This window comes from Cupriavidus consociatus (assembly GCF_017814975.1).
GTDB classification, from domain to species: Bacteria; Pseudomonadota; Gammaproteobacteria; order Burkholderiales; family Burkholderiaceae; genus Cupriavidus; species Cupriavidus consociatus.
In genome coordinates this window covers 88,162-109,650 of record NZ_JAGIQA010000024.1, presented here as the reverse complement: position 1 = coordinate 109,650, position 21,489 = coordinate 88,162, and the positions used below count along the sequence as shown (strand labels likewise).

At 67.6% G+C, this 21,489-nt stretch carries 18 protein-coding genes; 12 read left to right on the top strand and 6 right to left on the bottom strand.

What is annotated here, in order from left to right:
- Nucleotides 1–116 precede the first annotated feature (116 nt).
- The 6 genes from J8I82_RS27505 (at nt 117) to J8I82_RS27480 (ending at nt 7,002) form a co-directional block, all read left to right on the top strand.
- On the top strand, nt 117–830 hold the full coding sequence (locus J8I82_RS27505; RefSeq protein ID WP_209761997.1) for an IclR family transcriptional regulator: 714 nt from the start codon (nt 117–119) through the stop codon (nt 828–830).
- Nucleotides 831–899: 69 nt separating this feature from the next.
- On the top strand, nt 900–2,507 hold the full coding sequence (locus J8I82_RS27500; protein WP_209761996.1) for an OPT/YSL family transporter: 1,608 nt from the start codon (nt 900–902) through the stop codon (nt 2,505–2,507).
- Between the two features lie 64 nt (nt 2,508–2,571).
- A complete protein-coding gene (locus J8I82_RS27495; protein ID WP_209761995.1) occupies nt 2,572–3,756 on the top strand; it encodes an aminotransferase class V-fold PLP-dependent enzyme in 1,185 nt (394 codons plus the stop codon).
- Nucleotides 3,757–3,786: 30 nt separating this feature from the next.
- Complete coding sequence (pepE, locus tag J8I82_RS27490) at nt 3,787–4,542, top strand: dipeptidase PepE (protein ID WP_209761994.1); 756 nt, start codon at nt 3,787–3,789, stop codon at nt 4,540–4,542.
- Nucleotides 4,543–4,825: 283 nt separating this feature from the next.
- Nucleotides 4,826–5,986: a porin gene (locus J8I82_RS27485; RefSeq protein ID WP_209761993.1), complete on the top strand. Its 1,161-nt coding sequence runs from the start codon at nt 4,826–4,828 to the stop codon at nt 5,984–5,986.
- 59 nt (nt 5,987–6,045) lie between these two features.
- Nucleotides 6,046–7,002 (top strand): DUF1177 domain-containing protein, encoded by a 957-nt coding sequence (locus J8I82_RS27480; RefSeq protein WP_209761992.1) that lies wholly within the window; start codon nt 6,046–6,048, stop codon nt 7,000–7,002.
- A 10-nt stretch (nt 7,003–7,012) separates the two neighbouring features.
- On the opposite strand, the gene J8I82_RS27475 is transcribed toward J8I82_RS27480, so the two are convergent.
- Nucleotides 7,013–7,993 (bottom strand): DedA family protein/thiosulfate sulfurtransferase GlpE, encoded by a 981-nt coding sequence (locus tag J8I82_RS27475; protein WP_209761991.1) that lies wholly within the window; start codon nt 7,991–7,993, stop codon nt 7,013–7,015.
- Between the two features lie 366 nt (nt 7,994–8,359).
- Here J8I82_RS27475 and kdgD point away from each other — a divergent pair, with 366 nt between their 5' ends.
- Both kdgD and J8I82_RS27465 read left to right on the top strand, forming a co-directional pair.
- Complete coding sequence (kdgD, locus tag J8I82_RS27470) at nt 8,360–9,274, top strand: 5-dehydro-4-deoxyglucarate dehydratase (protein ID WP_209761990.1); 915 nt, start codon at nt 8,360–8,362, stop codon at nt 9,272–9,274.
- 112 nt (nt 9,275–9,386) lie between these two features.
- Nucleotides 9,387–10,913 (top strand): aldehyde dehydrogenase (NADP(+)), encoded by a 1,527-nt coding sequence (locus J8I82_RS27465; protein WP_209761989.1) that lies wholly within the window; start codon nt 9,387–9,389, stop codon nt 10,911–10,913.
- A 150-nt stretch (nt 10,914–11,063) separates the two neighbouring features.
- Here J8I82_RS27465 and J8I82_RS27460 read toward each other — a convergent pair whose 3' ends face one another.
- From J8I82_RS27460 to gudD, 3 genes are all read right to left on the bottom strand, one after another.
- The gene (locus J8I82_RS27460) at nt 11,064–12,065 is read right to left on the bottom strand and encodes a Bug family tripartite tricarboxylate transporter substrate binding protein (RefSeq protein ID WP_209761988.1); all 1,002 of its coding nucleotides are present in this window, start codon (nt 12,063–12,065) and stop codon (nt 11,064–11,066) included.
- 104 nt (nt 12,066–12,169) lie between these two features.
- Entirely contained in the window at nt 12,170–13,195 is a 1,026-nt protein-coding gene (locus J8I82_RS27455; protein ID WP_209761987.1) for a Bug family tripartite tricarboxylate transporter substrate binding protein, read from the bottom strand.
- Nucleotides 13,196–13,278: 83 nt separating this feature from the next.
- The gene (gene gudD / locus J8I82_RS27450; RefSeq protein WP_209761986.1) at nt 13,279–14,652 is read right to left on the bottom strand and encodes a glucarate dehydratase; all 1,374 of its coding nucleotides are present in this window, start codon (nt 14,650–14,652) and stop codon (nt 13,279–13,281) included.
- Between the two features lie 130 nt (nt 14,653–14,782).
- On the opposite strand from gudD, the gene J8I82_RS27445 reads away from it, so the two are divergent.
- Nucleotides 14,783–15,580, top strand: a complete 798-nt coding sequence (locus J8I82_RS27445; RefSeq protein ID WP_431831585.1) for a FadR/GntR family transcriptional regulator — start codon at nt 14,783–14,785, stop codon at nt 15,578–15,580.
- Nucleotides 15,581–15,654: 74 nt separating this feature from the next.
- Here J8I82_RS27445 and J8I82_RS27440 read toward each other — a convergent pair whose 3' ends face one another.
- Nucleotides 15,655–16,284, bottom strand: a complete 630-nt coding sequence (locus J8I82_RS27440; protein WP_209761985.1) for a response regulator transcription factor — start codon at nt 16,282–16,284, stop codon at nt 15,655–15,657.
- Nucleotides 16,285–16,543: 259 nt separating this feature from the next.
- On the opposite strand from J8I82_RS27440, the gene fusA reads away from it, so the two are divergent.
- Nucleotides 16,544–18,649, top strand: a complete 2,106-nt coding sequence (fusA, locus tag J8I82_RS27435) for an elongation factor G (RefSeq protein WP_209761984.1) — start codon at nt 16,544–16,546, stop codon at nt 18,647–18,649.
- A 47-nt stretch (nt 18,650–18,696) separates the two neighbouring features.
- Here the strand turns inward: fusA and J8I82_RS27430 are convergent, their stop codons facing one another.
- Nucleotides 18,697–19,719, bottom strand: coding sequence for a DUF1338 domain-containing protein (locus J8I82_RS27430; RefSeq protein ID WP_209761983.1), 1,023 nt, complete (start codon nt 19,717–19,719; stop codon nt 18,697–18,699).
- A gap of 190 nt (nt 19,720–19,909) precedes the next feature.
- On the opposite strand from J8I82_RS27430, the gene J8I82_RS27425 reads away from it, so the two are divergent.
- Nucleotides 19,910–20,839 (top strand): LysR substrate-binding domain-containing protein, encoded by a 930-nt coding sequence (locus J8I82_RS27425; RefSeq protein WP_209761982.1) that lies wholly within the window; start codon nt 19,910–19,912, stop codon nt 20,837–20,839.
- A 196-nt stretch (nt 20,840–21,035) separates the two neighbouring features.
- On the top strand, nt 21,036–21,461 hold the full coding sequence (locus tag J8I82_RS27420; protein ID WP_209761981.1) for a PRC-barrel domain-containing protein: 426 nt from the start codon (nt 21,036–21,038) through the stop codon (nt 21,459–21,461).
- Nucleotides 21,462–21,489: the final 28 nt, after the last annotated feature.

The following is a 21,489-nucleotide window of genomic DNA, read 5'->3' as shown; positions in this document are numbered from 1 at the left end:
CCCAGGCAGCGGAAGCGTCTGCGTGTTAACCCTGATTGTTGCGGGTCCGGGCGAGGCCTAGCATTTCTCTCTATCAGAGACGTTGTCTCTCAAATAGAGACACAAAGCACTCAGTCATGCTCAAGACCCTGGACGGCGCCCTGGCGCTGCTCACCCATTTCACCGCTCGGCAGCCCAGTTGGGGCGTGCGAGAACTGGCGCGCGAAAGCGGCGTGCACCACGCCGTCGTGCATCGCGCACTCGCCACGTTTGCCGCCAATGGCTTCCTGACGCAGGACAGCGTCGGCCGCTATGGGCTGGGGCTGCGCTGGTTCGAGCTGGGGCAAGTGATGCGCAAGACGTTTTCGCCAGCGGAAGTGGTCCAGCCGGCGCTGGAGGCGCTGGCGCAGGAAAGCGGCGAAACGGTTTTCCTGTCCTGGCTGGACGGTCACGAAGGCCTGTGCACAGACATCGCCCAGAGCCAGCACCAGTTGCGCTTTTCGATCGAGGTGGGCCAGCGCTTCGCGCTGGACGCCGGCGCGCATGCCAAGGCGATCCTGGCCTTCCAGCCGGAAGCGTTCCGGCGGCAGCTGACCGGCGCCGCGCCGGCACTGGCCGCGCAACTGGCCCAGGTCCGCGCCGACGGCTTTGCCTATACCTGCGAGGAATCCGCGGCCACGGTGGCCGGGCTGGCATTGCCGCTGCACCACCGTGACACGCGGGCGGTGGTGGGATCCCTTGCCATCGCCGGCCCGCTGCAGCGGCTGACGCGCGACGCCGTGCCCCGGCTGCTGGAAGCGCTGCGCGCGGCGCGCAAGACGATCGGCCCGGTGGCGGGCTTTCTGCGATAGCGGCGCGCCCACGCAACGCGCGCGCACAACACACAAAACCAGACAACACTACGGGGAGCGGTGGAAGACATGACCATGCCAACACAACTGAACGCGCCGGTGGCGGCGCAGCCCGCGACGCGGTCGCGCTTTATGGAGCCTTTGCTGCTGCTGGTATCGGTGGCGCAGTCGGTATTCGGCGCCATGATCGGCATGCAGCTGATCGTGTCGCTCGGGATCTCGGCCAATACCTCGATCATCGGCGCGCTGATCGCGATCGTGTTCTCGCGCATCCCGCTGGAGATCACGCGGCGCTTCCGCGTGCTGGAGCGGCAGAACCTGGTACAGACCGCGATCTCGTCGGCCACCTTCGGCGCCGCCAACTCGCTGATGATCCCGATCGGCGTGCCGTATGCGATGGGCATGCCCGAGCTGGCCACGCCGATGCTGATCGGCGCGGTGATCGCCATGTTCGTCGACGGGGCGATGCTGTACTTCCTCTTCGGCAGCAGGATCTTCCCGGCCACCGGCACCTGGCCGGCGGGCATCGCCACCGCCGAGGCGATCTGGGCCGGCGACCGCGGCGGCCGCAAGGCGGCGTTCCTGGGCCTGGGCATTGCCGTGGGCGTGGGCGGCGCCTGGCTGGGCGTGCCGATGTCGGCGTTCGGCGCGGCGTTCCTGGGCAACCTGGCGGCGCTGACCATGTTCGGCATCGGCCTGCTGGTACGCGGTTATTCGGTGGCGGTGACCGGGATCGATATCGCCAAGGCCTATATCCCGCATGGCCTGATGATCGGCGCGGGCATCGTCGCGCTGTTCCAGGTGGCCATGGAAATCCGCCGTGCGCGCAACGCCCCGGCGGCCGATGCGCGCACCATCGAAGTTCCGGCCTCGCGCGCCAGCCGCATCCTGTCTGGCGGCTTTGTCATCTACCTGGCGATCGCGCTGCTGATCTCGCTGCTGGCCGGGCATGTGTCGGACATGTCGCTCGGCATGCTGGTCGTGTTCGTGCTGTACGCCGCATTTGCCGCCTATGTGCACGAGCTGATCGTCGGCATCGCGGCGATGCACTCGGGCTGGTTCCCGGCCTTCGCGGTGGCGCTGATCACGCTGACCATCGGCATCCTGATCGGCTTCCCGCCGACGGCGCTGGCGGTGCTGGTGGGCTTCTCGGCCGCCACCGGCCCGGCCTTTGCCGACATGGGCTACGACCTCAAGACCGGCTACCTGCTGCGCGGCGAGGGCCGCGACATGGAAGCCGAGATCGCAGGCCGCAAGCAGCAGTTCCTGGCGGCGATGGTCGGCTTCGGCGTGGCCGCGGTGGTGGTGATCGTGTTCCACGGCACCTTCTTCTCGCAGGGCCTGATTCCGCCGGTGGACCGTGTCTATGCGGCATCGATCAAGGCCGGCTCGTCGGCCGAGATCGCGCGCAACCTGGTGATCTGGGCCATCCCCGGCGCGCTGCTGCAATGGCTCGGCGGCTCGAAGCGCCAGCTCGGCATCCTGCTTTCCACCGGCATGCTGATCGCCTCGCCGCTGGCCGGCTGGGCGGTGCTGGCGGGCCTGCTGATCCGCTTCGTGGTGCAGCGCCTGCGCGGCGACAAGCACCTGGCCGAGATGAGCGCCTTTGCCGGCGGCGTAATCGCCGGCGATGCCCTCTTCAGCTTCTTCGGCTCCGTCACCAAGCTGAAGAAGTAAGCCCTGCACCAAGCCATCCCGGGGCGCATGCGCTGCGTCCCGCCTGTCATTACCGAGACGTTTCATGGATATCCAAGCAATCCGCGCCGACACTCCGCTGACGGCTTCCACCATCTATCTCGACACGGCCGCGGCCTCGATTCCGCCCGACACCGTGCTCGACACCGTGCGCAGCTACCTGCTCGATACCGGGCACGTCGGCATCTACCTGCCGGCGTTCCGCAAGGAGACCTATGCACGCGTGGAAGCCGTGCGCGGCAAGCTGGCCGGACTGCTCAACTGCGCGGCCGACGAGATCGCCTTCACCAAGAACGCCACCGAAAGCATTGCCATCGCCGCGCGTGGCATCGCCTGGCAAGCGGGCGATGAAGTGCTGGTGGCCGACACCGAGATGCTGAGCAACCTGCTGCCGTGGCGCCGGCTGGAGCAGTCGCATGGCATCGTGGTGAAGATGGTCGCGGCCAATGCCGAAGGGCTGCTGAGCGCAGAGGCATTCGAGACCGCGATCACCCCGCGCACGCGCCTGCTGACGTTCTCGCACCTGCCCAACTCCACAGGCGCCGTGCAGCCCGCCGCGCAGATCTGCGCGGTCGCGCGCAAGCATGGCGTGCTGTCGCTGGTCAATGCCGCGCAGAGCGTGGGCATGCTGCGTTCCGACGTGGCGCAGCTGGACTGCGACTTCCTCGCCGGCTGCGGGCGCAAGGCGCTGCGCGCGACCGAGGGCTCGGGCTTCGTGTACGTGCGCCGCGCGCTGATCGGGCAGGTCGAGCCGATGCTGGTGGGCTGGTGGAACGGCGCGTACGACCGCAACACCGGCGCGCTGTCGCTGGTGGCGGGCGCAAAGCGCTTCGAAGCCGGCTGCCCGATCGTGCCGGCCATCCTCGGCATGGGCACCGCCATCGACTACGCCACCGCCATCGGCATCGATGCCATCGAGGCGCGCGTGCGCGACCTGACCGAGTACGCGGTGGCGAAGTTCGCCGCGATTCCTGGCTTCGAGCTCTACGGTCCCACCGACGTGACCCAGCGCATCGGCATCGTGCCGTTCAATGTGCGCGGCGTGGACCCGGCGCGCATCGTGGCCGCGCTGGAGACGCAGCAATGCATCATCGAAGCGGGCAACTTCATGGCCGATTCGATCCTGGCGCGCTACGGCGTGTCCACCATGGCGCGCGTGTCGCTGCACTATTTCAACACGCACGAAGAGATCGAACGCGTCGCCGCACTGATCCGCGCCGCCATTGCCTGAACCCAATATCGAACTGACGGAAACCAAGACATGACCCAACGCATCCTCCTGATGAGCAGCTCTCGCAAGGACAACCTCGGCTACCTGGAGCACGCCGGCGAGCAAATCCACACGCTGCTGCAGCGCGAGCCGCGCAAGGTGTTGTTCGTGCCGTTCGCGGGCGTGAGCTTCAGCTTCGATACTTATGAAGGCATGGTCAAGCCGGTGTTCGGGAAGCTCGGCTACGCGCTCGAGTCGATCCATCACAGCGCCGACCCGCTGCGCGCGGTGCAGGAAGCCGAGGCCATCGCAGTGGGCGGCGGCAATACCTTCGCGCTGCTCAAGCGCATTTATGACGCCGGCATCGTCGACGCGATCCGCGCGAAGGTGCGCGCGGGCACGCCGTACGTCGGCTGGAGCGCAGGCAGCAATGTGGCCTGCCCGACCATCCGCACCACCAACGACATGCCCATCGTGCAGCCGCCCTCGCTGCGCGCGCTGGGCCTGGTGCCGTTCCAGATCAATCCGCACTTCATCAGCGGCAAGCCCGCGGGGCACAACGGCGAAAGCCGGGAGGATCGGCTGGCGGAGTTCCTGAACATCAATGCGCCGGAACAGGTGTTCGCGCTGCCGGAAGGTTCGGCGCTGTACTCGGACGGCACCACCGGCACCGTGCTGGGCGAGCGCAATGCGCTGTGGTTCCCGGCCGATGGCAAGGTCGAGGTCATTCGCGAGGGCGAGCCTTTCGCGCTGTCGCAGATCACCGGGCCTGCAGGGATGGAGGACTGGCCGGGTTTTGCGGCTTGAGTGTTTTCTCCCCTCTCCCATTCATGGGAGAGGGGCGGGGGTGAGGGCGGGAGTCTCCACGAAGTGAGACCCTGCGATGCGTGGCAAGCGCCGGCCCTCACCCCCGGCCCCTCTCCCGCAAGCGGGCGAGGGGAGCAAAACAAAAACAGCAACACGGGCGCTCGATCAGCAGCTAGCCATCCCAGGCCGGTCACGGCCACGACAAACAACAAAACCCCGCCCCGCGAGCCGCCCAGCGCCGCCCGCGCGGCCCCCTTTTTTGCCCTTCGGAGGAGAAAACACAATGAGCCAAACCCTTCGCCACGCCGTGCGCCTGGCATTGCCGCTGCTGCTCGGCCTGCCCGCCGCCGCGATGGCGCAGTCGGGCGTGACGCTGTACGGCGTCATCGACACCGCGCTGACCTACCAGACCCATTCCAACCCCGCCGGCGATGCGCAGGTCGGCATGCAGCAAGGCGGCGAAGGCTTCCTGTCGGGCAGCCGCTTCGGCCTGAAAGGCATCGAGGACCTCGGCGGCGGGGTCAAGGCCGGCTTCGTGCTGGAGAACGGGTTCCTGGCCGACACCGGCAAATTCGACCAGCAGGGCCAGCTGTTCGGCCGCCAGGCATACGTGAAGATCGGCAACCAGTGGGGCGAGCTGGCGCTGGGCCGGCAATACACCACGGCCAACACCATGCTGTACTACGTCGATCCGCTCGGCGTGGGCGCGGCGCCGTCGAACTCGTGGATGGTGTACCTGACCGGCCAGCGCTATGACAATGCCGTCAGCTATACCGGCAACTTCGGCCCGGTGTCGCTGATCGCCGAATACGCGCTGGGCGAGACCGCGGGCAACACCCGCGCCACCTCGTCCATGTCGTTCGGCCTGAAGTACGCCGCCGGCCCGATCACCGCGATCGGCGACTTCCAGCAGACCCGCGACAGCCAGAGCCGTACCGCGAACATCTACCTTGCGGGACTGAAAGCCGCGATCGGCCGCGCCAGCCTGTTCGCCAACTACATCCACAGCGACCGCGAAGCAGGCTTCGATTCGTCCAAGGGCGGCACCGACACGGCCACCATCACCAGCATGTCGACCGCCGCCACGCCGACCAACCGCGCGGCGATCAGCTCGGTGTTCGGCAGCAGTCGCCGCGACGACTTCTTCACGCTGGGCGCGAGCTATGCCGTGACCGGCAACGTGACCCTGACCGGCAGCGTGATGCACAACCGCACCCGCGCCGACAGCTTCAGCGGCAACCGCACCACCGCGTATGCCGTGGCCGACTACGCCTTCAGCAAGCGCACCGACACCTACCTGGCGCTGGCCTATGACCGCGTCCACGGCGACTGGTCGGGCCTGTTCGGCAACAACACCACCAGCTGGACCGGCGGCAGCGGCACGCCGCTGGATGGGCGCGACAGCCAGGCCACCGTGATGGTCGGCCTGCGCCACCAGTTCTAACGATTCAACCGACGCCGGGCCCGCGCCACGCGGGCCTGGCACATCATCTGGAGAAAGCCATGGCCCTGCAGCAGACGCTGGTCATTCACGAAGCCCTGGACAGCCCGCACGCCAACGGCGCGGTCGTCAGCGAACTGTTCGCGCCCTACGCCGGCGCCGGCGTGACCGTGCAAGTCACAACGGTCAATAACGCGCCGCCCGAGAACACGGCCAACACCACCGACTTCATCACCATCGTGATCCCCGGCAGCGCCGGCAAGCGTGGCGGCGGCAAGGCGCCGACGCTGGGCGTGATCGGCCGCAACGGCGCCATCGGCGCGCGTCCGGAACTGGTGGGCCTGGTGTCCGATGCAGACGGCCCGATCGGCTGCCTGGCGGTAGCGCTGAAGCTCGCGCAGATGAAGGCGCGCGGCGACCACCTCGCCGGCGACGTGATCGTGACCACGCACCTGTCGACCGATGTCTCGATGCAGCCGCACGACCCGGTGCCGTTCATGGGCATGCCGGTGTCTTCCGACACCATGAACGACTACCAGGTGCTGCCGGAAATGGACGCGATCCTGTCGATCGATGCGTCCAAGGGCAACAGCATCATCAAGCACCGCGGCTTCGCCATCTCGCCGACGGCGATGCAGGGCTATATCCTGCGCGTGGCGCCGGATCTGGTGGCGACGATGGAATCGACCACCGGCTGCCCGGCGGTGACCTTCCCGATCTCGCAGCAGGACATCACGCCGTACCACAACGGCCTGTACCACTTCAACAGCATCATGCAGCCGCACGTCGCGACGGCGGCGCCGGTGGTTGGCGTGGCAGTGACCGCGCAGTCGGTGGTATCGGGCAGCGCCACCTCGGCCAACCACGAGATCGACATCGCCGAGGCGGTGCGCTTCTGCGTGGAAGTGGCCAAGCGCTTCGGCGTCGGCAAGTGCCAGTTCTTCTATGCCGCCGAGTGGGAAAACATCCGCGCGATCTATCCCGACCTGTCGGTATTCCAGACCGCCGGCAAGCGCTGAGGCTTGCGGCTCAACGTGCCGCCACCTTGCCCGGATCCGGATGCGTGACGACAGGCGGCACGGTCTCGCCGTGCCGCCGCTTCCACTCGTCGAAGCCGCCGGCGAGCGCCCAGGTTTTGGGATAACCGGCAACACGCAGGCGTTCGGCCAGCAGCGCCGCGGACATCTCGTTCGGGCAGGCGCAATAGACCACGATGTCGGCCTCGGCAGGCGGCACGCCCAGCGCGTCGAGGCTGTCGAGCGCGCCCTGCATGTCGAGCACCATCGAGCCGGGAATGCGCTCCATCGGCATGTCGCCATGGGCCCGCACGTCGATCACGACGGGCAGCGTGCCGGCCAGGCGGCGCGATTCCAGCTCATCCACGCTCATGCGCGGCACGCGCTTCGTGATGCGCAGCAGCCGGAAGCGGCGCCACGAGCGCCACGCCAGGAACCCCAGGAACGCCACCACCACCGCCACCACGGCCATATGCCCGTAGGTGCTGAAGCCTTCCAGGATGGTATCGATAAAGTCGCTGAACACCACGCCGATCAGCAGGCCGCTGCCGGCCCACACCAGCGCACCGATTGCGTCATAGAACAGGAACACGGGCAGCGGCGTGCCGGTCATGCCGGCCATCGCGGTCGACAGCGCGCCGGCACCGGGCAGCAGTTTCGCGACCACCAGCGAGCGCGGCCCCACGCGCAGGTACAGCGACTGGGTCTGGCGGATGCAGGAATCGGGCGAGATCGATACCTTGCAGATGGTGCGCAGCATCGGCTGCCCAAGCCGGCGGCCGGCGAAGTACCACCCGGTATCGGCAATCAGGCAGGCGACGATCACCGCGGCCAGCACCGCGCCGATCGACGGACCCGTTTCCTGCATGCCGAGCGCGCCGGCGACGAACAGCATCGGGTACGCCGGCACCGGCAGCCCCGCCTGTTCGACCAGCACGTTCAGGAATACCAGCATCAGCCCGTGGTTTTCCAGCAAGGCTTGTAACTCTCCCACCGTCGTTCCCCCGTTGGTTCAGGTTGCCAGTGTGCCAGCCGGAGGCAACCGATGCACGGTTGGCTTTTGCATGGAAGCATCAAAATTACTGATAACACGTCACTTACGTTGTCCTACAACTTGACTGCGCGAATGTACGAGGCATTCTGATGCCCAAAGGTTGCCGAAATCGCACTTCGTCCGGACATTCACTTGGATGGCGGCCCCGGTTCGCCACATGTTCTCCCGGTAAACCCGCGAGTGTCCTTCAAGCCTATTGCCTTCGTATCGCCGTTGTCGTACGATGACTGATAACTCGGATCGCCCGCCAGCTGGCAGGTAACCGCCATCACCACCCAGGGCCGCCGGCCCGATCAGGATTTCGCAATGCTCGCACCCAACGAACTCAAGCAGATCGTCTCCGAAGGCCTGCTCTCCTTTCCCATTACCGACTTCGACGCCAAGGGCGACTTCAACGCGAAGTCCTATGCCGCCCGCCTGGAATGGCTGGCCCCATACGGCGCCACCGCGCTGTTCGCCGCCGGTGGCACCGGCGAGTTCTTCTCGCTGACCCCGGCCGACTACACCGCCGTGGTCGATACGGCGGTCAAGACCTGCGCCGGCAAGGTGCCCATCCTGGCCGGCGCAGGCGGCCCGACCCGCACCGCCATCGCCTATGCGCAGGAAGCCCAGCGCCTGGGCGCGGCCGGCGTGCTGTTGCTGCCGCACTACCTGACCGAAGCCAGCCAGGACGGCATCGCCGCCCACGTGGAAGAGGTCTGCAAGTCGGTCGACATCGGCGTGATCGTCTACAACCGCGCCAACTCCAGGCTGAACGCCGACCAGCTGACCCGCCTCGCCGACCGTTGCCCCAACCTGATCGGCTTCAAGGATGGCGTGGGCGACATCGAGTCCATGGTCAGTATCCGCCGCAAGCTGGGCGACCGCTTCTCGTACCTGGGCGGCCTGCCTACGGCCGAGGTCTACGCCGCCGCCTACAAGGCGCTGGGCGTGCCGGTGTACTCGTCGGCGGTGTTCAACTTCATCCCGAAAACCGCGATGGACTTCTACCGGGCCATCGCCGCGGACGACCAGGAGACCGTGGGCCGCCTGATCGACAACTTCTTCCTGCCGTACCTGGCCATCCGTAACCGCAAGGCCGGCTACGCCGTCAGCATCGTCAAGGCCGGTGCCCGCATCGTCGGCCGCGACGGCGGTCCGGTGCGCGCGCCGCTGACCGACCTGACCGGCGAAGAGATGGAAATGCTGGGCACGCTGATCAACAAGCTCGGCCCGCAGTAATCCGTCCTGCCATAGCACAGCGCCAGGCCGGCCGCGGGGCACCTTGCCCTTCGGCCGGCTTGTCCGCTTATGCCACCCTCTGCCACCCTCAAACGCTGAAAGGAATCCTTCCATGCACATCACCGGCGACATGCTCATCGGCGCGCACGCCGTGCGCGGCGACCAATCTACGCTGCAGGCTATCAACCCCTCCACGGGTGAAGTCCTGGGCCCCGACTTCCACGGCGGCGGCCAGGCCGACGTCGAGCGCGCCTGCGCGCTGGCCGAAGCCGCCTTCGATACCTATCGCAATACCTCGTCCGAGCAGCGCGCGGCATTCCTGGAAGCGATCGCCGCCGGCATCGAGGCACTGGGCGACACGCTGATCGAGCGTGCCCACCAGGAAAGCGGCCTGCCGGACGCGCGCCTGCAGGGCGAGCGCGGCCGCACCGCCGGCCAGTTGCGCCTGTTCGCGACAGTGCTGCGCGAAGGCCGCTGGCAAGAGGCCACCTTCGACGCCGCGCTGCCCGAGCGCACCCCGCCTCGCCCCGACCTGCGCATGCAACGTATCGCCATTGGCCCGGTGGCGGTGTTCGGCGCCAGCAACTTCCCGCTGGCGTTCTCCGTCGCCGGCGGCGACACCGCCTCGGCGCTGGCAGCCGGTTGCCCCGTGGTGGTCAAGGCGCATTCGGCGCACCTGGGCACGTCCGAACTGGTCGGCCGCGTAATCCAGAAGGCCGTGCAGGACGCCGGCCTGCCGGAAGGCGTGTTCTCTCTGCTGGTGGGCGCGGGCAATGTCGTCGGCACGGCGCTGGTATCGCACCCCGCGATCCAGGCGGTCGGCTTCACCGGCTCGCGTTCGGGCGGCATGGCGCTGATGCAGGCAGCCAACGCGCGTCCGCAGCCGATTCCCGTGTATGCCGAGATGAGCAGCATCAACCCGGTGTTCCTGCTGCCCGCCGCACTGCAGGCGCGCGGCGCCGAGATCGGCCGCCAGCTGGTCGATTCTCTGGTGCTGGGCGTGGGACAGTTCTGCACCAACCCCGGCCTGGTGATCGGCATCGAAGGCCCGGCGCTGGACCAGTTCCGTGCCGCGGCACTCGACGCGCTGGGCGGCAAGCCGGCGGCGACCATGCTGACGCCGGGCATCCATGCCGCCTATGAAAAGGGCGTGGCGCAGCTGTCGTCGCTGGATGGCCTGCAGCGCATCGGCGACGGCGTGGCCGCCACGGGTGTCAACCAGGCCTGCCCGGTGATGTTCGAAACCACCGCCGCGCAGTTCCTGGCCGATCACCGCATGCAGGCCGAAGTGTTCGGCCCGTCGACCGTGCTGGTGGTGTGCCGCAACCTGGAAGAGATGCTCGCGCTGGCGCGCCAGCTCGAAGGCCAGCTCACCGCCACCATGCAGCTCGACGACGCCGACCATGAGGCCGCGCGCCAACTGCTGCCGGTGCTGGAGCGCAAGGCCGGGCGCGTGCTGTGCAACGGCTATCCGACCGGGGTGGAAGTGGCTTTTGCGATGGTGCATGGCGGGCCGTTCCCGGCCACGTCGGACGTGCGCTCGACCTCGGTGGGTGCTACCGCGATCGACCGGTTCCTGCGTCCGGTTTGCTACCAGAACCTGCCGCAAGGTCTGCTGCCGGCTGCGCTACGGGGATAAGCGCAACCGCTTGCAGTGACTGGCCCCGCCTTGTGCGGGGCTTTTTGTTTTGAATCGCCGGCGCAAGGACAAACGGCCCGCGTTCAACACGCGGGCCGTTATGACATCGCAGCGCCCCTGCGGGGCGTCGGGGGCAAATATCCCTGCGTATCAAGCCTCCAGCTTGATCCCCGCCTGCTTCACCACCCCCGCCCAGCGCGCCTGCTCGGCAACAAAGAACTTGCCGGTCTCGGCCGGCGTCATCGTCACCACTTCGGCCCCCTGCGCCACCAGTTGCGAACGCAGATCCGGCGCGCGGATGATCTTGATCAGCTCGGCGTTGATCCGTGTCACCAGCGCATCCGGCATGCTGGCCGGCGCCATCACGCCCTGCCACGTGCCCGACTCGAAGTTGGGCACGCCCTGCTCGGCAATGGTCGGCACGTTCTGCAGCAGCGGCATCCGCGTGCGCTTGGACTGGGCGATCAGCTTGAGCTTGCCCGACTGCACGTGCGGCAGCGTGGCCAGCATGCCGTTCATCAGCACCTGCGCGCTGCCGCCGACAGTATCGGCAATCGCCTGCGAACCGCCCTTGTACGGGACGTACTGCCACTTGGCGCCGGTGGCCTGCTCCACGGCCACCCCCGCCAGGTGCGGCGCGCTGCCGATCGCGGTCACGGCAAAGTTCAGCTGGCTGCGCTTGGACAGCTCGACCAGTTCCTTCACGCTGCTGACCTGCACCGACGGATGCACCACCAGCAGGTGCGGCGAGTACGCCAGCATCGTCACCGGCTTCAGGTCCTTGGCGATATTGAAGGTCAGCTTGGTATAGACCGAGGGGCTGATCGCCAGCGCGCCGATGTCGCACAGCATCAGCGTGTGGTTATCGGTGGCCTGCGCAACCAGTGCCGCGCCGACGTTGCCATTGGCGCCAGGCTTGTTGTCGACCACCACGGACTGGCCCAGCGCTTCGCCCAGCTGCTTGCTGATCAGGCGCGCGATGATGTCGGACGAACCGCCAGCGGTGTACGGCACCACCAGGCGGATCGGTCGCGTCGGCCACGCCTGCTGCGCGGCATGCGCGCCGGTGGCCAGGCCGGCCAGCGGGCCGGCGGCGATGCCCGCGGCCAGCGCGGAAGTCTGCTTGAGGAAAATGCGGCGTCCCTGGGTCATGCTATGTCTCCATTGTTGTTGCAAGTGCGCCGGCGCGGCACGGGAGTCGTGCGGCGGCCGGCGCTGTCGGTGTGTTGATCCGGTGCGGTCGATACGTGTTGAGCTCAGTCGAGCACGATGCGGCCCTTCTCGATCACGGTCTTCCAGCGTTGCAGTTCCTGCGCTTCAAACTGGCTGAACTGCTCAGGCGTATTCGCGACCACCTCGAAGCCGTTCTCCGACAGCTTCTGGCGCATTTTTGGATCGTTCAGCGCGCCGACCAGCGCACCGTGCAACCGCGTCTTCACGTCGGCGGGCAGGCCGCGCGGCGCGGCCACGCCCTGCCACGAATAGACCTCGACTTCCTTGACGCCGGCTTCCGCCATGGTCGGCACGTTGGGCAGCACGGCCGGGCGCTTGTCCGCCGTCACCGCCAATGCCTTGAGCTTGCCGGTGCGGATGTGCTGCAGCACCGCGTTGATGTTCTGGAACGACACGTCCACCTGGCCGGCGAGCAGGTCCGAGATGGCGGGCGCGCCGCCCTTGTACGGCACGTGCAACCCGTCGGTGCCGGTCTTCTGCCAGAACAGCGCCGCGGTCAGGTGGTCGGACGACCCCGCGCCGGACGAGGCAAAGCTGACCTTGCCCGGGTTCTTCTTCATGTGCGCCACCAGTTCCTGCACGTTCTTCGCCGGGAACTGCGGATTGACCACCAGCACGTTGGGCGCGCGCACTGCCACCGTCAGCAGGTCGAAGTCCTTGACCGGGTCGTAGCCCAGGTTCTTCTGCAGGAACGGGTTGACGGCGAAGACCCCGATCGACGCCACCAGCATGGTGTAGCCGTCCGGCGGCGCGCGCTTGACGAAGGTCGCGCCGATGGCGCCCGTCGCGCCGGGCTTGTTGTCGACCACGAACGGCTGGCCCAGTTTCTCGTTGAGCGGCGCCGTCAGCATGCGCGCGATGGTGTCGGTGGAGCCGCCCGCTGGGAACGGCACCACCACCGAAACCGGGCGCTGCGGCCAGTCTTGCGCGGCCCGGGCGCTCCCGGCCGTCAGCGCGGCCAGCGCCGCGACGGTCAGCACCGAACCGGCGGCAACCACGCGCAGCCAGTCTTGCAGGCGCAGCGCGCCCGTGCGTTGGAAGGGATACATCGTTGTCTCCTGCTATGCCTTCGATACCGGCGCGCCGCCATCGCGGCGGCACGCCATGCCTGTCAGACCGGACCGTCGTCCGATCAGCGCACCATGCATGGCGCCTTGTTGTTGAACTGCCAGCCGGGAATCAGGAACTGCATGGCGATGGCATCGTCGCGAGCGCCCAGGCCCTTGCTCTGGTACAGCGCGTGGGCGCGGCCCAGCGCGTCCATGTCGAGTTCCACGCCCAGGCCCGGCGTTTTCGGCACCTGCACCAGGCCGTTCTCGATCTTCAGCGGCGCCTTGGTCAGGTTCTCGCCGTCCTGCCAGATCCAGTGCGTGTCGATGGCGGTGACGCGGCCCGGCGCGGCGGCGGCCACGTGGGTGAACATCGCCAGCGAGATATCGAAGTGGTTGTTCGAGTGCGAGCCCCAGGTCAGGCCCCATTCGGCGCACATCTGCGCCACGCGCACCGAGCCCTGCATGGTCCAGAAATGCGGGTCGGCCAGCGGGATGTCGACCGACTGCAGGCGCACTGCGTGGCCCATCTGGCGCCAGTCGGTCGCGATCATGTTGGTCGCCGTGGGCAGGCCGGTGGCGGTACGGAACTCGGCCATCACTTCGCGGCCGGAATAGCCGTCCTCGGCACCGCACGGGTCTTCGGCATAGGCCAGCACGCCGCGCTTGTCGCGGCACAGGCGCACGGCTTCGGCCAGCGACCAGGCGCCGTTGGGGTCAAGCGTGATGCGCGCCTTGGGGAAGCGCTCGGCCAGCGCCAGGATCGCCTGCATCTCTTCGTCGCCGCGCAGCACGCCGCCCTTGAGCTTGAAGTCGTTGAAGCCGTAGCGTTCGTACGCGGCCTCGGCCAGGCGCACGACCGCCTCGGGCGTCATTGCCACTTCATTGCGCAGGCGGAACCAGGCGTTGTCGGCATCGGGTTCGGTGCGGTAGTCCAGCGTGGTGCGCTGGCGGTCGCCGATATAGAACAGGTAGCCCAGCATCTCGACGGCGTCGCGCTGCTGGCCTTCGCCCAGCAGTGCCGCCACCGGCACCTCCAGATGCTGGCCGAGCAGGTCGAGCAGCGCGGCTTCCAGCGCCGTGACGGCGTGGATGGTGATGCGCAGGTCGAAGGTCTGCAGGCCGCGGCCGCCGGCGTCGCGGCTGGCGAAGGTGGCGCGCACGCGGTTCAGGATGGCCTGGTACTGGCCGATGGGCTGCCCGACCAGCAGCGGGCGGGCGTCTTCCAGCGTCTGGCGGATGCCTTCGCCACCCGGCACTTCGCCCACGCCGGTGTGGCCGGCGCTGTCGCGCAGGATCACGATGTTGCGCGTGAAGTACGGGCCATGGGCACCTGACAGGTTCATCAGCATGCTGTCGTGCCCGGCCACGGGCACCACAGTGAGTTCTGTCACCACGGGGGTCTGGCCGGCACCGGCGTGCGTGGCGGGAGCGGCGGAAGTGGCGGGATGGGTCATTCGGGTCTGGTCTCCGGCATTGCTATGTTATCGGTCATCGTATGACTGATAACCCAGTATAATGAGGCCATCTCGAACCGGTCAAGTCCGGGAAACCCCGCCCGTATCCGCCATGCCGCCCGTATCCGCCATGCCTACCGCACGCAACCCTGCCCTGCCCGACCTGCCTGCCGCCGGTGCGCCCAACGTCGCCGCGCCCATGCCATTGCGCCGCCGCGGCCGCACCCTGGCCGAGGAAGTGGTGCAGGCGCTCTCCGAAGAGATCCGACAAGGCCAGCTGAAGCCTGGCGACAAGCTGCCGACCGAATCGGAAATCATGGCGACGCAGGGTGTAAGCCGCACCGTGGTGCGCGAGGCCTTGTCGCGGCTGCAGGCCAGCGGCCTAGTCGAGACCCGCCACGGCATTGGCACGTTCGTGCTGGCGCGCGCGGCGGAAGCGCCCTCGCCGTTCCGCATCGGGCCGGATACGCTGGGAACCGCGATCGATGTGATGGCGATGCTGGAATTCCGCGTCAGCCTGGAGGCGGAGGCTGCCGGACTGGCCGCCGCGCGCCGCAGTGACGCCCAGCTGGCCGCCATGCGCCAGGCGCTTGACGAGCTCAAGCGCAACACCGGCGCTGGCAGCGACGCGGTGGACAGCGATTTTGCCTTCCACCTGGCCATCGCCCGCGCCACCGGCAACCGCTACTTCACTGACATCATGGGCCACCTGGGCACCATGCTGATCCCGCGCAGCCGGCTGCAGGTCAATACGCCGGAGCGCGAACAGTACCTGGAGCGCGTCCAGTTCGAGCACGAGAACATCTACGACGCGATCGAGCGCCGCGACCCGGACGCGGCCAAGGCGGCGATGCGCATGCACCTGACCAACAGCCGGGAGCGGCTGCGCAAGGCCTCGGGCTCCGGCTCCGGCAGCGCGCAGGCCTGAGGGCCCGACGCCCCGCGGGGCGTTTCCGGGCGCGTCGAGTCATACGATGTCCGAACAATCGCCGGCCAATGGCGCTACAAGGCGAGATGGCAGCGGCGCGCGAAGTCGACCAGTTCCACCAGCGATGACACCTGCAGCTTGGCCATGATGCGCGCCTTGTAGCTGCTGACGGTCTTGTTGCTGATAAACAGGCTGGCGCTGATGGCCTTGTACGACATGCCGCGCGCCAGCATCTGCAGCACCACCAGTTCCTTGTCGGAAAGCCGGCGCAGCATCTCGTCGTCGGCGGAAACCGCATGACGCGAGCCGCCGTCCCTGCCCATCGCGGGGAACACGGTATAGCCGGCCAGCACCGACTCGACTGCGCGCAGGATTTCCTTCAGGTCCTGCGTCTTGCTGACAAAGCCCTGCGCGCCGGCCTGCCACGCGCGGCTGACGAACACCGCCGGATCGAGCGCCGTCACCACCAGCAGGCGCACTTGCGGGTGGATCGCCCGCAGGCGCGGCGCCACGTCGAGGCCGCTGGAGCGCGGAATGTCGAGATCGAGCAGCACGAGGTCGGGCATGCGCGTGCGCACCAGCTCGAGCGCGCTTTGCCCGTTGTCGGCCTCGAGCACTTCATCGACGCCGAGCAGCTGCAGCAGGTGGGTCTTGAGAATCAGCCGCATCGCCGGGTGGTCGTCAACGATCAGGATGGTGGTCATGCGTCGGTTCGCGTGAATGGGAATGTCGGGGCATCGGCCGGCGCGATGCAAGGCCAGTATAGGGAGGCAAGGCGGCGCGCAGGATGGGAGGATTCCGCAAGGTATTGCAGCTCGCCCCTAGGCTTGCCTCAGACGCCGGCGCACCGGGCTGCATGCACGGCCATGCGTCGCGCGTACGCGTTCCCCTGCAGGCGGCAGGGACAACGGCAAAGGTCCAGTGGTGCTACTCTATTCGGGAGGTGTTACCCAGGAGAACACTGTGTCCCGCAAGACCCCCATCGAGCGCTACCGCAACATCGGCATCAGCGCGCATATCGACGCCGGCAAGACCACGACGACCGAACGCATCCTGTTCTACACGGGCGTCAACCACAAGCTGGGCGAGGTGCACGATGGCGCTGCCACCATGGACTGGATGGAGCAGGAGCAGGAGCGCGGCATCACCATCACGTCGGCTGCCACCACCGCCTTCTGGAAAGGCATGGCCGGCAATTACCCCGAACACCGTATCAACATCATCGATACGCCGGGACACGTCGACTTCACCATCGAAGTCGAGCGCTCGATGCGCGTGCTCGACGGCGCCTGCATGGTCTACGACGCGGTCGGCGGCGTGCAGCCGCAATCCGAGACGGTCTGGCGCCAGGCCAACAAGTACGCGGTACCGCGCATTGCCTTCGTCAACAAGATGGACCGCGTCGGCGCGGACTTCTTCCGCGTGCACGCGCAGATCGCCGAGCGCCTCAAGGGGCGAGCCGTGCCGATCCAGATCCCGCTCGGCGCCGAAGACCATTTCCTGGGCGTGATCGACCTGGTCAAGATGAAAGCCGTCGTCTGGGACGATGCCAGCCAGGGCGTTCGCTTCGAGTACCAGGAGATCCCGGCCGAGCTGCTGCCGACCGCGCAGGCCTGGCGCGACAAGATGGTCGAAGCCGCCGCCGAGGCCGACGAGGCCCTGCTCGAGCGCTACCTGTCGGGTGAAGCGCTGACCGAAGAACAGATCAAGCGTGGCCTGCGCAAGCGCACCATCGCCAACGAGATCGTGCCGATGCTGTGCGGCAGCGCCTTCAAGAACAAGGGCGTGCAGAGCATGCTCGATGCGGTGATCGACTATCTGCCTTCTCCCGCCGACGTGCCGGCCATCCTCGGCCACACCGAGGACGACCGCGAGGCCGAGCGCCATCCGAGCGACGACGAACCGTTCTCGGCGCTGGCGTTCAAGATCATGACCGACCCCTTCGTTGGCCAGCTGATCTTTTTCCGCGTGTATTCGGGCGTGGTCAATTCCGGCGACACCGTCTACAACCCGCTCAAGTCCAAGCGCGAGCGGCTCGGCCGCATCCTGCAGATGCATGCCAACGTGCGCCAGGAGATCAAGGAAGTGCGCGCCGGCGATATCGCCGCAGCGGTCGGGCTGAAGGAGGCCACCACCGGCGATACGCTGTGCGACCCGAACAAGGTCATCATCCTGGAGCGCATGAGCTTCCCCGAACCCGTGATCTCCCAGGCGGTGGAGCCCAGGACCAAGGCAGACCAGGAAAAGATGGGCATTGCGCTGAACCGCCTGGCGCAGGAAGACCCTTCGTTCCGCGTGAACACCGACGAGGAATCCGGCCAGACCATCATCTCGGGCATGGGCGAGCTGCACCTGGAAATCCTGGTCGAGCGCATGCGCCGCGAGTTCAACGTGGAAGCCTCGGTGGGCAAGCCCCAGGTGGCCTACCGCGAGACCATCCGCCAGCCGGTCAAGGACGTGGAGGGCAAGTTCATCAAGCAGTCCGGCGGCCGCGGCCAGTACGGCCACGTGGTGCTGAACCTCGAACCGATGCCGCATGGCGCCGGGTACGAATTCGTCGATGCGATCAAGGGCGGCGTGGTGCCGCGCGAGTTTATCCCGGCGGTGGACAAGGGTATCCGCGAGACCTTGCAGTCGGGCGTGCTGGCGGGCTACCCGGTGGTCGACATCAAGGCCACGCTGGTGTTCGGCTCGTATCACGACGTGGACTCGAACGAGAATGCCTTCCGCATGGCGGGCTCGATGGCGTTCAAGGAAGGCATGCGCCGGGCCCGGCCGGCGCTGCTGGAGCCGATGATGGCGGTCGAGGTGGAAACGCCGGAGGAATTCACCGGCAACGTGATGGGCGACCTGTCGTCGCGCCGCGGCATGGTGCACGGCATGGAAGACATTGCCGGGGGCGGCGGCAAGATCGTGCGCGCCGAAGTGCCGCTGGCGACGATGTTCGGCTACTCGACCACGCTGCGCTCGCTGACGCAGGGTCGCGCGACGTTCACCATGGAGTTCAAGCACTATGCCGAGGCACCGGCCAACGTGGCCGAAGCGGTGATATCGGCGAAGAAGGGGTAGCCGCTTGGCCGCTCTCCCCAAGCGGGAGAGAGGCCACGAATTGCGGCTCAACACGCCGCCGCGGTCATCCTGAAAATCCCCTGCGCATTGCCCGCATCGAAGCCGAGGTCATAACGCTGCGCCGCGGCATCGGCTTCGACAAAGCGCTCGCGCGTGATGAACTCATAGAACGACCCCGGCACCTCGCGCTCGACGGCCTCGCCCTGCGCGCCGACAAACGTGCGGCGCACGGTATCGGCGCGGAACGCCGTCTGCCTGACGCGTCCGCTGCCCGACACTTCGACCTTGTCCTTCATCGGCCGGCCCAGCTGCTTCTGCTGCTCGGCCAGTGCGAAGACATCGTCGACGCGGTCGGTCGCGTGGTTGAAGGCATTGCCTTCGGTGGCGATCCACGCCATTTCGGCCGATTCGCGCAGCAGCGTTTCGTAGTCGGCCAGCCGCGGCGCCGCGTGCTGGCGCTCGAAGCAAGGCACCAGCAAGCCGACCAGTTCGGCGCCGTCGGCCACTGCCAGCGCGCCGTCGCGCTCCAGTTGCCACAGCAGCGTCTGCGCGCGCGGCGACAGCGGATCGACGGAGTTGCCGGTAACGCGGCTGACCGCCGCGCGGAAGTCTTCGCTGAATCGCTCAGGATGGAATTCGCTGACAAAGAACTGGGCAACGTCCTCGGATGCGTCGGCGTGCGCGTACGAGCGCCCGGTCATGCCGATGCGATCGAGCGGGTACGTGCCGTTGAGCATGTATCCCAGCGGGCGCAGGATGCGGGTAAAGGCGGCCTCGCCTTCGGGCAGCGCGCCGTTGTCACGCCACTTGACCGTGCGCAGCGCGCCGTGGTCGAAGGTGACTTTGCCGCCGGCCGCGGCGACGTCGTCGGTGTAGGCGCGGCCGGTCGGCACGCGTTCCAGGATGCCGCCGAACAGCACCATGTTCAGCGCCTGGGCAATCTCGGCCCGGGTGGCGCGGCCTTGCGGATCCGGGGGCAGGCCGGCCGGCAGCGTGACCAGCGACATCAGTTGCGCGGCGCGGGTGGCGCCGACGTTGGCGGTGAGGAGCGTGGAGATATTGGATGACATGGGCGCTTGGAGGTGGGCTCGCGGACCGGCTTCCGCCCCGGCGGGCGGTATGGCAACGATCCGCGGGGCAGGATAGTGGGCCGCGCCGCCCGCGCACAAGCGCGTATTGCGCACAACGTTGTGCGCGCGGCGCACGACCTCCGCTGCCGCGCCGCTGTTTATACTGTCGCACTTCCTTCCCCGCCGTCCCATGAGAAACGACATCCCCAACCTGGGCGCGCTGCAGGCCTTCGAGGCCTCGGCACGGCTGGGCAGCTTTACCCGCGCCGCGGCCGAGCTCGCGCTGACGCACAGCGCGGTGGGGCGGCAGGTGGCGCAACTCGAGCAGCGCCTGGGCGTGACGCTGTTCACGCGCGTGCGGCGCCGCCTGGAGCTGACCGAGACCGGGCGCGAATACGCCGCGCGCATCCGCCGGCACCTGGACCACCTGCAGCGCGACACGCTGGAAATCAGCACCGGCCGGGCCATGGGCTTCACGCTGGAGCTGGCTGTGGTGCCCACCTTCGCCACGCAGTGGCTGATCCCGCGGCTGCCCGACTTTGCGCGGCGCCATCCCAACGTCACCGTCAACCTGTCGGCGCGCTCGCAGCCGTTTTCGTTCCAGGAATGCGCGTACGACGCGGCGATCTATTTCGGCGACCAGTTCTGGCCCGGCACGCGCGGCGGCGTGATCTTCCGCGAAGGCGGCATGGTGCCGGTGTGCAGCCCGGCCTTCCTCGCTGGCCATCCCGTCACCGATGCCGCCAGCCTGGCACACTGCCGCCACCTGCACCTGAGCACGCGCGCCAATGCGTGGCGCGACTGGTATGCGGCGCAGGGCTGGGACTTCAGCCTGGCGGCCTCGCGCGGGCCGCGCTACGAGCTGTTCACGATGATGACGGCCGCCGCCGCCGCGGGACTCGGCATCGGCCTGGCGCCGCGGCTGCTGATCGAGCGCGAGCTGCAGACCGGCCAGCTGGTGACGCCGCTGGCCGGCATGCTGGACGAGCACCAGGGCTATTACTTTGCCTATCCCGAGGGGCGGCCCGAATCGGAGGCACTGGCGGCGTTCCGCGGCTGGATCCTGGGCCTGTCGCGCGACATGCCGGTCGACGTCCCGGAGGCTGACAAGACTCGTTAGCGCAGGGCCCGACGCGGCACTTCTTCAGTGCCTTCCCGGCGTGCATTTTTGCCAACCCGGCGCGAAAGAATTACGTTTGCACGCACGCGACACGCCAGAACAGCCTTGCGTAGCCCGCCCTGGCCTCGCTTGCGGTGCAGGCATGGTCATTGCGCACGCTCCATGTTCCTGCATTCACTGGCACAAGGAGCCCAACATGCAAACCCAAACTCCCAGCACTCAAGGCGCGGCCATCATCGGTTCGGGCGTGGGCGAAGGCCCCGGCCCGGAAGTCATGGCCGCATCCAGCCTGGACGGCACCAAGGCGTACTCGTCCGACGGCGAACACGTGGGCACGATCTCAGAGATCATGCTGGACGTGCCGCACGGCCGCATCGCCTACGCGGTGCTGAAAGCCGGCGGCTTCCTCGGCATCGGCGATACGCTGCACGCCATCCCGTGGAACGCCCTGGTGATGGACACCGACGAAAAGTGCTTCCGGATTGCCGTGACGGCGGACCGGATCAAGTCCGCGCCCGGCTTCAACAAGGACAGCTGGCCGGCCATGGCCGATCCGCAGTGGGGCAAGTCGCTGCACGAGTACTACGGGCGTGACCCGTACTGGGTGAGCCCGCCGCTGTAGGCCTCGGCGCAGGCTTGCATTGCGCCAC